Source organism: Fischerella muscicola PCC 7414 (genome assembly GCF_000317205.1).
Taxonomy (GTDB): domain Bacteria; phylum Cyanobacteriota; class Cyanobacteriia; order Cyanobacteriales; family Nostocaceae; genus Fischerella; species Fischerella muscicola.
The window spans coordinates 80,496-93,657 of the sequence record NZ_AJLK01000073.1; the positions used below are offsets into that span (position 1 = coordinate 80,496).

10 protein-coding genes are annotated in these 13,162 nt (G+C 41.8%); 3 read left to right on the plus strand and 7 right to left on the minus strand.

Features of this window, described 5'->3' with window-relative positions:
• Positions 1 to 242: 242 nt before the first annotated feature.
• The 3 genes from UYI_RS0110765 to UYI_RS0110775 form a co-directional block, all read right to left on the minus strand.
• Entirely contained in the window at positions 243 to 1,040 is a 798-nt protein-coding gene (locus UYI_RS0110765; protein ID WP_016866669.1) for a COP23 domain-containing protein, read from the minus strand.
• A 150-nt stretch (positions 1,041 to 1,190) separates the two neighbouring features.
• Positions 1,191 to 3,722 (minus strand): ATP-dependent DNA helicase RecG, encoded by a 2,532-nt coding sequence (gene recG, locus UYI_RS0110770; RefSeq protein ID WP_016866670.1) that lies wholly within the window; start codon positions 3,720 to 3,722, stop codon positions 1,191 to 1,193.
• Between the two features lie 133 nt (positions 3,723 to 3,855).
• A complete protein-coding gene (locus UYI_RS0110775; RefSeq protein WP_016866671.1) occupies positions 3,856 to 4,773 on the minus strand; it encodes a hypothetical protein in 918 nt (305 codons plus the stop codon).
• A 301-nt stretch (positions 4,774 to 5,074) separates the two neighbouring features.
• Between UYI_RS0110775 and UYI_RS34750 the strand changes: the two genes are divergently transcribed.
• Complete coding sequence (locus UYI_RS34750) at positions 5,075 to 5,305, plus strand: RNA polymerase sigma factor (protein WP_081589222.1); 231 nt, start codon at positions 5,075 to 5,077, stop codon at positions 5,303 to 5,305.
• 250 nt (positions 5,306 to 5,555) lie between these two features.
• On the opposite strand, the gene tsf is transcribed toward UYI_RS34750, so the two are convergent.
• From tsf to UYI_RS0110790, 3 genes are all read right to left on the minus strand, one after another.
• The gene (gene tsf, locus UYI_RS0110780) at positions 5,556 to 6,215 is read right to left on the minus strand and encodes a translation elongation factor Ts (protein ID WP_016866672.1); all 660 of its coding nucleotides are present in this window, start codon (positions 6,213 to 6,215) and stop codon (positions 5,556 to 5,558) included.
• Between the two features lie 130 nt (positions 6,216 to 6,345).
• A complete protein-coding gene (gene rpsB / locus UYI_RS0110785) occupies positions 6,346 to 7,140 on the minus strand; it encodes a 30S ribosomal protein S2 (protein WP_009457653.1) in 795 nt (264 codons plus the stop codon).
• 233 nt (positions 7,141 to 7,373) lie between these two features.
• Positions 7,374 to 8,333, minus strand: a complete 960-nt coding sequence (locus tag UYI_RS0110790) for a glycosyltransferase family 2 protein (protein WP_016866673.1) — start codon at positions 8,331 to 8,333, stop codon at positions 7,374 to 7,376.
• Positions 8,334 to 9,097: 764 nt separating this feature from the next.
• On the opposite strand from UYI_RS0110790, the gene UYI_RS0110795 reads away from it, so the two are divergent.
• Positions 9,098 to 11,494: a PhoX family protein gene (locus UYI_RS0110795; protein WP_016866674.1), complete on the plus strand. Its 2,397-nt coding sequence runs from the start codon at positions 9,098 to 9,100 to the stop codon at positions 11,492 to 11,494.
• A 402-nt stretch (positions 11,495 to 11,896) separates the two neighbouring features.
• On the opposite strand, the gene UYI_RS37990 is transcribed toward UYI_RS0110795, so the two are convergent.
• On the minus strand, positions 11,897 to 12,061 hold the full coding sequence (locus UYI_RS37990) for a hypothetical protein (protein ID WP_009457656.1): 165 nt from the start codon (positions 12,059 to 12,061) through the stop codon (positions 11,897 to 11,899).
• A 191-nt stretch (positions 12,062 to 12,252) separates the two neighbouring features.
• Between UYI_RS37990 and UYI_RS38300 the strand changes: the two genes are divergently transcribed.
• Positions 12,253 to 12,462 (plus strand): hypothetical protein, encoded by a 210-nt coding sequence (locus UYI_RS38300; protein WP_180977180.1) that lies wholly within the window; start codon positions 12,253 to 12,255, stop codon positions 12,460 to 12,462.
• Positions 12,463 to 13,162: the final 700 nt, after the last annotated feature.

Below are 13,162 nucleotides of genomic sequence, written 5' to 3' on the forward strand. Positions count from 1 at the left end.
ATACGCTAGGGGGTCAGACCCTTCATTAGGGATTGGGGAGGTGTGAGGAGTGGGGGACAAGGAGGACAAGGGAGACAAGGAGGACTACTAACCACTAACTCTTGATCCTTGAGTTATATCAAGTTCGGCTAATTGCTTACAATATTATGCTTCGCTGTTGATCATTGGTTTTTCCCATTACCGATTACCCATTACCTATTACCAGCCTACGCGACAGTATAAGTATTTAAGCGAACATGATATTACTTGAAATTTCTGGGATTGAGACGAGTACCAGACTGAGTCCGAGTCTGGGTTTGGGTTTGAGTTTGGGTTTTAATTGCTACACCTTTTTTAAGTTGGCTACCAGTACCACCATCTTTCTGATCCAAGAAAGGTTTGAGGTTAACTGGCCCTTTAGATGTACGGGTATTGTTATTGCCGCCACCAAAAATAGTTCTAGCCTGGTTATATATTTGTTCGACTTGGCTACCGCCGCTATTACGACTGCTATAAGTATTGACGGCTATGGTTTGCTGACCGTTGTCGGCTGAGATCAGGTTTTGAAAGACGCTATTGCGTACGTTATAGGGGTCGTATCCGGGAGGTACTGTCAGTACAATTCGGCAAGCTGGGTTAGCTTCACTAGTTACGCAGAGAACATTGTATCCATTCTGTGTGGCATTACGGAGTTCTGTCAAGCCATCTGGGCGGTAACTTTCCAAGCGCTGGGCTATGGTCGCGCAGCGTTTATATTCATCCCAACCACCGCCCAATCTTTGCGGAGTCGCCCAAGGAAAGAATTGCCCTGGTTGGCTTTCTGGTTGGTACATCACTGTATACTGTCCGTTATAGTTTTGACAGCTAAACCGGGCATTGGTGCTGTATGTAGTAGAAGTGCTGGTTGTAGTGTTTGAAGAACTAGTTGTGGTTGAAGTACCGTTAGCTGGTTGGGTTGGCACTACCACATCACCAACTTGTGCGGAAGCGATCGCATTACCTACAAATACAGTTAAACCCAGACCGCTAGCTGCAATTAATTTCAAAATTCGTGATGACATAGACATAAGAATTTACACTGATATCAATCAAATTAGGGAGTTGTTATATTCAATGACGAAAATTTTTTGGTTTTGATTCAGGTATGGAATGTATTTTTTCTTCCCTTTTTTGAATACGCCTACAGGTAAGTTTTAGTTCCCGATCCCTTCTTAGGTCAAAATCGCTCCACCCATTAACCGTTCATAGCGATACTTTAATTCTTCTTTCATCAAATACCAACGCTCTAAGGCTGCATCTATTTCTATGACTTTTTCCGCAGCTTGCCGCGCTAGCATTAATACTTCTTCGTCTTCCACTAAACTCGCTAAGGTAAAATCTGGCACACCTGATTGGCGAGTTCCCAGTACTTCACCTGGACCACGAAACCGCATATCCATTTCGGAAATAAAAAAGCCATCTTGGGACTGTTCCAATACTTTGAGCCGTTGTTGAGCGTCGGGACTTCTAGAACTACTCATCAGTAAACAGTAGGATTGCGCTGCACCTCGCCCAACACGTCCCCGTAGCTGGTGCAATTGCGACAAACCGAATCGTTCGGCATTTTCTATGAGCATAACTGTAGCATTAGGTACGTCCACACCCACTTCCACCACGGTAGTAGAAACCAAGATTTGAGTTTCATTGTCACGAAATTTATTAATTGCCTCGTCTTTCTCAGCAGAACTCATGCGACCATGTAACAACCCAACCTGAAAATCAGGAAACACACTTTCTTTTAACTTTTGATGTTCCTCTGTTGCCGATCGCAAATCCAATTTTTCTGATTCTTCCACTAAGGGTAAAACCACGTAAACCTGACGCCCTTGAGCGATTTCCCGCCGCATCAAATCGTAAGCTTGAGGACGCTGCTGACTGGTTAATACTGTGGTTTGAATTTTTTGCCGCCCTGGGGGCAATTCATCAATTTGACTCACATCCAAGTCCCCATGAATTGTCAGCGCTAGTGTCCGAGGAATTGGTGTAGCTGTCATCGTTAATACATGGGGTTGCTCGCCTTTTTGCTGTAATTTTGCTCGTTGTTCCACCCCAAAGCGGTGCTGTTCGTCAATGACTACTAAACCCAAGCGATGAAAGTTGACAGGGTTCTGAATTAAGGCATGAGTCCCCACCAACAGAGGCAATTCTCCTGTTTCTAACTGGGCGTGAATTTGTCGCCGTTTTGCAGTTTTTGTGGAGCCTGTCAGTAATTCTACTGGTAAATATAGTAAGTTAAACCAGCTAACTAGCTTGCGATAATGTTGTTCTGCTAGTACTTCTGTGGGAGCCATGAATGCTGCTTGATACCCAGATTCAATCGCGGCTAAGATGGCAACTACAGCCACAACCGTTTTCCCAGAACCGACATCACCTTGCACCAGACGATTCATCGGCACTGGTTTTTGCAAGTCGTTGAGAATATCGTTAATAACTCGTTGCTGGGCGTTAGTCAGCTTAAAAGGCAGTATCTCGTAAAATTTATCTAATAATTGACCTCTGGGTGCAAGCACAGCGCTAGTTTGAATTTGCTTGGCTTGGTGCTGACGTTGCAGTAAACCTAGTTGTAGGTAGAAAAATTCATCAAATACGAGGCGGCGACGGGCATGTTGTAAAGTGTCGCTATCTGAAGGGTAATGGATATTAGCGATCGCGTCTTTCAATTCCATTAACCCATATTTTCCTCTTAAACCACTAGGTAGAGGATCTTTTAAATGTGCCGCAGTTGGCAAAGCAGCAATTATCGCCTGTCGCACCAAATCTGCACCCACACCCTCAGTTAGGGCATAGACAGGCACTACCCGCCCGATAGTCAAAGATTCTATCGTATCACCTGGGTTAGCCAAAACTTCTAGTTCTGGGTCTTCTAGCGTTAAACCATATTTAGTTCCTTTCACCAACCCACACGCCGCCACAATACTACCTACTGGATAGCGGCGTTTTAAACTTTCCTGCCAAGCACGACTGGTAAAGCGTGTACCTGCAAAAAAGCGGCTGATTTTGATTTTGCCAGTATCATCCCGCAGTAAAAGTTCTAAAATTGTCAATTTTTGATTCTTTTGGCTGGTACGACAATTGCAACTTTTCACCGCCGCCACTATCGTTACCGTCTCACCCGCCTCTAATTCGCTGATACTGACCTGACGCGCATAATCAATATGGTCGCGGGGATAGTAAAAAAGCAAATCGCGCACAGTGTATAAACTGAGACGTGCTAATTTTTCAGCCTTTCGTAATCCAATTTCCGGTAAATCCTTTAATTTTTGATCTAGCTTTGGGGCAAGAGTACGACTTACCTCTGCGACAATTTGAGATTTAGGATTGGGTTTTTTAGATTTGGCAGCAGAAGACAAAGAGGCAATATTTCTTCCCTGTCCCCCTTGTCCCCCTTGTCCCCCGTGTCCCCCCTGTTTCCGCGTCCCCGCCTCTCCTTCCTGCTGTTCCAGTTGATAAAGATAGTTACTAGTCTCCAATACTAAATTTTTTCTATCTTCAAGTCCCAGATTTGGATAATTAGAAAATTGAGTCGCCAGTTGTTGCCAGCGGCGGCGTTCATAACTTGGTAAGTCATTGGGAAATTTACCGAAAGTTAAGGTAAAGAACTCACTGAAGCGGTATTGTCTACCCACCAAGTCAGTAAAACCCTGTTCTTCTTCTATTGCCAGGGCTTTTTGCAATCTTATCCAGTCTGGTTTGTCGATAGTCATTAGTAATTGGTCACTGGTAATTGGTAATTGGTCACTGGTAATTGGTCATTGGTTATTTAGTTGGAATAGAACTCTTACTCTAGAGTTTTGAGCCAGGACGAAGGACAAATGACAAATAACAAATGACAAAAAACTAATCTTCATACCAACTAGCACGCCATGCTGCTTCAGCTTGGGCAATTGACCGTTCCCGCAGTTTTTTCTGATACTCTAGTCCTAGTTTATTCAGCTGGACTAGAATATTGCGAATCTGCTTGCGCTCTGATGAAAGTTTGGTGTCGGAAAACTCAATTTCTACAAGACGCAGGTTAATGGCCATGAGCTGTGTCAAGCTAGACTCTTCTGATTGTTGCCCATTTTCAATTTCAATCACCAAGCTCATTAAGTTAGGTGGACTTGGTACTATATCCGCAGATGCTTCCGAACTAACCGCCTCCAAAATCGGTTCTGGTAATTTTTGAGGCAAGATTTTGGCTTTTTGTAGCAGGAGGTTAGCCTCATGAGAAATTCTTCTAAGAGTATATTGTGTGGCTCTCTCTATGTACTGTTGCCATTTTGCTAGTTCTATCGGGTTTGCAGAGGAAGGGAAAGTAGGATCAACAGGTAAAGAGGAGAAATTTGTGTCTTCTTGTTTTTCTGGTTGCTCTTGTTCCTCCTCTGGGTCACTTTCTATATCAGTTGCTTCTTGTGCAGAGACAATATCAGGCTCATCTTGATTGCATTCTGGGAGTTTTTCACTTTCCACGTCCTGCGGCTGTAGCTTTTCTTCTTCCCCATTAATTAGAGCTAGCAACTGCTGTGCTGACTTTTTACCTAGCTTGCGGAGTGACTGCTGCAAATTTTGCCGCTGACTCAAGCTTAATTTGAGAAAGTTTTCAGAATACCCTTGAGTACACAAGTGATAAGCCGCCAGAATCAACTGCTGTTGTACGGCTTGTCCCAGAGTCCTTAGATAACTGGTATAAGCGGTTTGCAGTTCTTTAGCGATCGCGGCGATCGCTTCTTCTAAAGCTGCAAGATCCCGCTCAATTCGCTCGATTGGTCTCGCCATATTCTCTACTGATTGCCCATTGCAAACCGAACATAAATAGTACAAAAGTACGCTTACATTCTAGGATAGTTGTCCAAAGATTTTAAATTTTAGCTTGATTTTGTTGGTTGTTGGTTAATATTCGTTGATGGAAATAGCGATCGCTCCGAATAGAATTAACGACTAAGATAAGCGTCAGCAGACGGCCTTTGCAACCCTACAGTCTTGATCAACTTGTTGCGTTGCTGAGGCGATGCTGTGAGCAAAAACTTTTCAGATATTGGTTGTTACAAAATTATAGTCTTCTACGACATACCTACAGATTTCACGAGTCGGTAATGTCCATGATGCCCAAGACTTGACTACTCAAACGTTTTTGGCAGCCCAAGAAGCCATCGCTAATTTTCGAGGACGGAGTAAATTTACTACTTGGTTGATGGGAGTTGCCTCTCGCAAGACAGCAGATCACTTCCGTCGCCAACGAGCAACCTTGCCATTCTCTTACCTTAAGCCTATGAACGCGTCTACAAACTTTTCGCAAAATCCAAAATAGTATGAGTTCGATGCGCGCTCTACCCGTAGATCCCCGACTTTTTCAGAAAAGTCGGGGATCTTGTTTTGACGAATAATTTTAGGACTGATTTTTAACGCTTCGACTTTAGTAAATTAAGACAAAAAACAGGTGAACTATACTTATAGTTCACCTGTCCTAAAAATAGTTAATCGTTGGTAGTTAGCTGTTATAGTCACTAGTCTATCAAACCATTAACAAACAACAACCAACTAACAACCAACAACTAAAATTACTTATTACCCATCTGAGCAGCTACTTCATCTGCAAAGTTGCTTTCTTGCTTTTCAATTCCTTCACCCAGAACAAAGCGAACAAAACGACGCACTTGGATATTTTCACCAAGTTGGGCGATCGCTTGTTTCACTAGTTCTTCTACTGTGATGCTTTGATCACGGATGTAAGGCTGATCCATCAAAGTCATTTCTTTCAGGCGCTTATCAATGCGTCCCTGAACAATTTTTTCTTTAACGTTATCAGGCTTGTTGGAAATGTCATCCCGTCCCATCTCAATATCTTTTTCCTTTTGGACGATATCAGCTGGGATGTCTGACACTTTCACATACTCTACGTTTGGACAAGCCGCAATTTGCATGGCGATATTCCGCACCAGGGTTTGAAACTCTTCGCGACGAGCAACAAAGTCAGTCTCACAGTTAACTTCAACAAGTACACCGACTCTACCACCAGTGTGGATGTAGCTGCCTACGAGTCCTTCTGCCGCCACCCGATCCGCTTTGGCTCCAGCTTTGGCAATACCCTTCTTACGCAGCCATTCTTCGGCTTTTGCCAGATCACCATCATTTTCTTTTAGCGCCTTTTTGCAGTCCATCATGCCGGCGCCAGTTTTTTGGCGTAGCTCTTGGACGAGTTTTGCAGATATTTCCGCCATTTTGCCTCAATTCCTACTTAGACTGACAATTTTAATTGCTCTTGGGTTTTGAGTATTTTTCAGTGAACAGTGAACAGTGAACAGTTATCAACTACTAATTATTCACTGATAACTGATAACTGATAACTGATTATTCTTCCTCTTCATCGTCGGGAATGAACGAGTCAGCAAAATCGCTTTCTTCGTAATCGTATTCTTCCTCGGCGCCCTCGTAGTCTTCGTATTCTTCTTCTACATCCAGCTGACCGTGACGACCTTCATAAATTGCGTCCGCCAATTTACCAACAATCAGCTTAATTGAGCGGATGGCGTCATCATTCGCCGGAATCGGAATATCTACTACATCTGGATCACAGTTTGTATCCAGCATAGACACAATGGGAATTCCAAGTTTAATACATTCTTGCACTGCGTTGTATTCCCGGCGTTGGTCTACTATTACCACGACATCAGGAACTTTCCGCATTGTTTTAATGCCCCCCAGGTATTTCTGAAGCTTCGCCAACTCGCGGCGTAGCATTGAGGCTTCTTTTTTGGGCAATAAATCAAGAGCGCCGCTTTCTTCCCGACGTTCCAAATCTTTGAGACGGTCTACCCGCGTTTTGATCGTCGCCCAGTTAGTGAGCATTCCGCCCAACCAGCGCTGGTTAATGTAGTGAGCGCCACAACGGGAGGCTTCTTGAGCAATAATACCTGCTGCTTGTCGCTTAGTGCCAACAAAGAGGAACTTTTTGCCCTGCTCTGCTTGCGATCGCATATAAGTATATGCTTCTTCCATTAACTGGGCTGTTTGCACCAAGTCAATGATATGTACTCCGTTACGGGCAGTATAGATATATGGAGACATTTTTGGGTTCCATCTGCGGGTCTGATGACCGAAATGAACCCCTGACTCCATCATTTGAGCCAAAGAAACTACTGGCATATTTTCACTCCAATTCGGGTTAAACCTCCATCCAGGTGTATTTCCTTAATTGGAAACACCCGAACTCCTGGATGTGCGGAATTTAAAGAACCATACTAGGGTAGCATATTTTGTGAGGGGTAATGGGTAATGGGTAATGGGTAATGGGTAATGGGTAATGGGTAATTGGGAAGAGACTTGTTAAATAATTCTCCCTTGTCCCCCGTGTCCCCCTTGTCCCTCCCGATCCCTGATCACCTCACTTCCGCATACGCTTCATATACACCCTTGACGTTATACCAATTGAGAAAAATTCGGGCAATTTCTAAAGCCAATTGGGGTTTACCTCTATTAATCAGCCATTGCAAAAAAGGAGCCATTGTACGCTCATTCAAAGCACCATTTAATGAAAGCATCCCCCACAATAAGCGATGTAACCAAGTCATCTGAATCATCATTCGCACTTCCCAAGTAGGGTGTTTTTGATAAAATAAAACCCCCATTCTGCCACGCTGAATTTCTTTATCAATCAAGCTCTTAATTTGGTCTAGGCTAAAGGGTGGATGCCAATGGTAGCCTACTGCTTGTGGACATTTAATTAATGTTAAACCTAGTTTTTTCAGCCTCACGCCTAATTCTAAATCTTCCCAACCATAAAGTTGAAAACTAGTATCAAATAATCCCGCTTTCTCTAACCAATGCTTAGGAATCGCCACATTACCTGTAGCAAAAAAAGCGGCAGAAAAATCTGTGAGTTTGTATGGTTCAGAGGTGGGATGGTCAAAATTGCAAGTGTTAATGACTGCACCATAGGTAAAGGCGCGATCGCTTCCCAATTTTTCCCGTCCCTGCACTAGTGCATCCGCATGAGCTTGCAGAAAATTCTCTGTCACCACTAAATCACTATCTATAAAGATAATAGTGTCTCCCTGCGCTTTCTCTATACCTAGATTCCGCGCTACAGCAGGACCTTGATGGTCTTGCTGAAAGGTTCGCACGTGGGGAAATTCGGTTTTGTGTATCTCCAACCATTCCAATGTGCCATCAGTAGAACCATCATCTACTAAGATTATTTCATAACCAGTGATTGGACTGGATGCTCTTAATTGCTGTGTCTCTAATGCCCTAAGACACTTTTCCAAAATCGCCTTGCGATTGTATGTCGGTATAACAACGCTCAAAAACACAGTATCACTCACCACACTATTACCCATCTTTTACGATAGGACTACTTAGGCGTAAAGTCTGTTCCTCTTTCGGATTGGTTATTTTTAAACGCAGAGGGGCGCAGAGTCAACGCAGAGAGAAGTTTGATCGCCGGAAACCGACGATCAAAGCTTCGGTGGGGACGCAGAGTTTTTCTTCAACAGAAGCTGTGAGCAATAGAGCTTTCTGGGATTTTGATTTGTTGAAATCTAAAAATAGTTAATTTTATATCTATCAAAAAGAATATTTTGGTTTTCTTTTAACCTAAACATAACTGAGTTTTAATAATATTATATTTCTTCAATTAACCCAAATATAATCTGTTTTTAACATTTGCTATTTAGATTTAGATTGTTATCTTTTTCGTCTAGATTTGTGTGTATCAGCAATAATTCTGAAATTTCCCTAATTTTTTCAAAATCTAATAGTATTTATCAAGTTACCAAATATCAAGCTAATAAGTTTTGATAGAATTTGTGAATCAAGAAATCTAATTACAAACCTATTTAAATTTAATAGCTTTGTTTTCATTTTTTTACTTAATGGTCTTAGTAGCCATATGCTGAAAAAGAGTTATTTTTATATTCATTTTTCAGATTATATAGGTCTCATATTTGATTTTTGCAAAGCTAGGCACACTTCCTTTTCTCTGGCTTCATGAGTAAGTTCATCAAAGAAAATCTGATGCCATAGAGCAAATATCTATTAATATTGCCCTGCTTTTTATTCACTAAAAGTTGATCAAATTGACGATACAAGAGAGGAGAAATTAATGTCTAAATTGAGTCGGAGACAAGTTTTAGTATTTTTTGCCGGTAGTGCTGGTGCTGCTGTGCTGGGAGACAAAATTATAGATAGTATTTCCAGTATTGCAGAAGCAAAAATTGTACCTTTAAGATTTACACCTGTACGTTTACCCCATCCTTTACCGATTTATCAAGAGTTAGATAACTATTTACCAACAGGAATTGAAAAAGGAGAAGTACGCAAGGCATCTGAAGACGCGAAGTTAAGTAGCTACACGGTTATTGATGATGTGGTAGTTCCACCAGAGTACGATCGCTACGTCATAGTTCGTTGGGGCGATCGCGTATTTCCCAACAATGATGACTATGTAGGTTACAACTGTGATTACACCAGTTTTATCTCAATTGACAGAGATTTAAATCCAGAACCCAGCATCAATAAGAATGACGGTTACTTATTCATAAATCACGAATACATTAGTTACCCTTTCTCTGAATTAGCACCAGAAATTCCATCTGACCTCAAAGGACAGGGATTTCCCACTACTTTTGCCTCAGTCATAGGTTGGTCATTACCCAATGAAAGAAACATTGAACTAGATGGGGAATTTCTATATAACCTGGGTGCATCTATTATTCGTATCTCTCGCCGTAACCGTTCTAACCGTAGCGATAAATTCCAGGTTGTGAAAGATCCTAACAATCGCCGCATTCATGGTCTTTCGGGATTGGGAATTAACAGCCAACGCACTGATGATTATAAAAGCGTTACTGCTTGGGGAAGTCGTCCCCACCAGCAAGGTGATCAAAACTATTTAATCGGTACAGGCCCAGCTGCAACTGAAGTATTCACCATTAGTGCCGATGGATTAGGAAACAGAATTATTGGTACTGCCTACAATTGTTCTGGTGGTACGACTCCTTGGGGAACTGTATTAACTGCTGAAGAGAACTTCCAAGGTAGTTCCTCATTCTTTGTTGGTGTGACTGAGTCCGTCAAACCTAATGGTACTCAAACAGGTTACACCGATGGTACTACTGGCAAGACCTTTGGTTTAGTAGGGGAAAAGTACGGTTGGATGGTAGAAATTGATCCTGCCGATGCCAAGTTCCGTCCCCGGAAACATAGTTGGTTGGGTCGTTTCCGCCATGAAAATGTTGCCATGCGCGCCGAAGCAGGCAAGAAATTAGTAGCTTATATGGGTGATGACAGGCGCGGAGGACATACTTGGAAGTATGTCAGCACAGGTACTGTATCTAACCCAACTGATAAGAACAATAGCAAGTTGTGGGAAAGTGGTATTTTATATGTTGCCCGTTACAATCCGGACGGCACAGGTAAGTGGATACCGTTACTTCTAGATACTCCCACCGATCCTATTCCACCAAGCATTCTTTCTGAAAAAGAATTTGCTGCCTTGGGTTCAGCACAAAGAAATGGTCTGATCAAACTACCAAGACGCAATGGTATTGCTGGACAAACTAGTGATGGTGGTGCGTTTAATTGCGATCGCACCAACGAATCAACAGCATTACCTGATTATCAAGGTAAAAAGCTAGCTGACTTCTACACTAGCCAAGGTGCGATTCTCTGCGATGCTTTTTTAGCAGGAAATCTTGCTGGCGGGACTCCTACCGCACGTCCAGAAGACTTAGAAGTGCATCCATTAACCAAAGAGGTATTTATTGCCTATACCGATGGTGCGCCAGGAAGTGATGGTTATCCTGATTCACGCATTTTCCAAGTTGCTAAGTTAAGTACAGATCCAGATGCAACCCAGCAATCAGGAGGACTGTATAAAATTATTGAAGATAGCACTGACGGTACAGGTCTTACCTTCCGCTGGGAAAAATTTAAACAAGGTGGAGAAGCTGGTTCAGAAACCGGGGCTGGTTTTGCTAATGTAGACAACCTAGTCTTTGACTATCGTGCCAATGTTTGGGGAGTGACAGATATGTCCACAAGCACACATAACGGTTTTGATGTTGGTGCTGCTGGTACTCCAAACACTATCGATCATACAGAAAGTGGAAATGTTTCCAATTTTACAGGTGTATTTGGTAATAACTGGCTTTTCTTTATTCCTACTATTGGCCCAAATGCAGGAGAGGTAATACCCTTTGCTCAAGGGCCAGTGCGTTGCGAGATGACCGGGCCAACTTTTGTCGGAGATACGCTGATTATTGCAGTACAGCATCCTGGTGAAGATTGTCCGATTAACGACGGCACAGTATTGAGTCGCACAATTGAGATGCTGGATTTGGATGGAAAAACATTTGATCAGACTCGTACAGTGCCTCGTGGTAGCAGCTGGCCTAGCAACATCTCTACAGAAGATGGTGGTAAAGGTAATCCTACAGGGGCTCCAATTCCATCTGTAATTGGTATCTACCGCAAAGAAGGTAAAGGTAGATTTATCTAAAACCTACGTGATTACTGTTAACAGATTTAACAATTTTTCATTTCGCTAACAAGGCATTACTACCGTAGAGACGTTAGATAAAACTTCTCTGCGGTATTTTCGTTATTGGTTATTTGTTAGTGCTTAGAAACCAGTGAACAGTGAATAATAAAACGCAAGCTGACAACAAACGGCATTTGTTGTCAGCTTGCGTCAAACTAAGGTGAGTTCGACTAGACATAACCCCAACCCCTTTCCTAGTAGGGAAGGGGCAAAAAATCTATACTTTACCACCAAATGTTAAGGCTTTTAAGCCTTTCTTACAATAGCTCCTATTGCCTCCCCTTGCAGGGGAGGGTTAACCAGAGGTAGGAGACAGGTTTACCAGAGAGGTAAAAATCTTTGTGTCGAACTCATGCCAAATTATTCAGCATCAATTGCTGCTGCTCCCTCATCTTCTTCACTCTTTGGTGGTCTTTGTTGGAACCTTCTCTGCATCCGTCCTGTAGTAGTCCGTTTACGAAACTTTCGGGCATACGCCTGGTTCCGTAGCGCCTTTTCTTTTTTCGGATTGCGGCGCTTAGCCATGTTCACCTCATGAATAAACAACAAAAAGCCTTACTTAGGCGATATCTAGGCAAATTTTAGCTAGGATTATCTTTAATTTTAGTTTGAGCCTAGTTTAGCTTTGATATTCCTGCGCCAAAAAGCAGCAGAATTATTTAAAAGACAGGCTAAACCTGTGAAATCGCTATATAAAACCCACTCAAATCTATATTATGAGACTGGAGGAGGTTTTATTTCCTGCTTCTACCAAGAGCGCTGACATAGCAGTTCCCACAACTGGTAAATCCACAAGGGCGCACTGCTTTATCTTCTTGTCCACAGGCGTAAATTCGGAAGCCACTGCGTTCGGAGGTTTCCCTCGTCATAGCATGTGGTGTGATTTATTCTCCCTATTTGCTCCCAAAGGTTTGAGCTTACTGTAGTTTGACTTAATCTGAATCAGCCTTGCGCTTTATCTGGACGCTTCGATTGCCTAGCTTTACCAGGTATTTAATGCGCCAGATTGTTAAACAGCAATCTATACTAACGCATCCTGTATGATTGTGTCAACTTCAATTCAGATTCATATTTAATAACTCTGTCTTTAGTTAGACGTATTGAGGAAGGAAAATGATACAATAAGACGCGAATTCACGAATTAATATGAATTTAAAATTAATAACAATCATAAATAAATAATTAAGTCAGCAATATGATTGAATTTGATTTTAGAACATGAGTCATTTGTATCTATCAAATCTAAATGACTATTGCCTCTATTGAAAAACTATTATTGCTATAACTGAAAATACAAAGTCATTTAGGGATATTTGAAAACTAAAAATCATAAATACATTTGGAAAAACATTTAAAAATTTCATTAAAAAAAGCTTGGGATTTTGTATAAAATTTTGAGATGATTTTTATAGACTAAATAACTATTTAACTTCGTTTTCGACCGGTATATATCTTGCTTAGGGAAGTTTAATTATGTATACTGAACATTCACAATAATTGTTGCAAGTAGATGTTAGAATTTACAATGTTCTAAGCTAATCATTTGCATTAACCCAAAATCACAAGTTTTCTTGTATAAGAACATACTCAACAATTTCGTTGAGTGAATGTGATTAATGGGTAATT

Coding starts and splice junctions, on each gene's coding strand:
- UYI_RS38300 (WP_180977180.1), top strand. CDS start 12,253: ATGAGACTGGAGGAGGTTTTATTTCCTGCTTCTACCAAGAGCGCTGAC.
- UYI_RS0110795 (WP_016866674.1), top strand. CDS start 9,098: ATGTCTAAATTGAGTCGGAGACAAGTTTTAGTATTTTTTGCCGGTAGT.
- rpsB (WP_009457653.1), bottom strand. CDS start 7,140: ATGCCAGTAGTTTCTTTGGCTCAAATGATGGAGTCAGGGGTTCATTTC.
- tsf (WP_016866672.1), bottom strand. CDS start 6,215: ATGGCGGAAATATCTGCAAAACTCGTCCAAGAGCTACGCCAAAAAACT.
- UYI_RS0110790 (WP_016866673.1), bottom strand. CDS start 8,333: ATGGGTAATAGTGTGGTGAGTGATACTGTGTTTTTGAGCGTTGTTATA.
- UYI_RS37990 (WP_009457656.1), bottom strand. CDS start 12,061: ATGGCTAAGCGCCGCAATCCGAAAAAAGAAAAGGCGCTACGGAACCAG.
- UYI_RS0110775 (WP_016866671.1), bottom strand. CDS start 4,773: ATGGCGAGACCAATCGAGCGAATTGAGCGGGATCTTGCAGCTTTAGAA.
- UYI_RS0110765 (WP_016866669.1), bottom strand. CDS start 1,040: ATGTCATCACGAATTTTGAAATTAATTGCAGCTAGCGGTCTGGGTTTA.
- recG (WP_016866670.1), bottom strand. CDS start 3,722: ATGACTATCGACAAACCAGACTGGATAAGATTGCAAAAAGCCCTGGCA.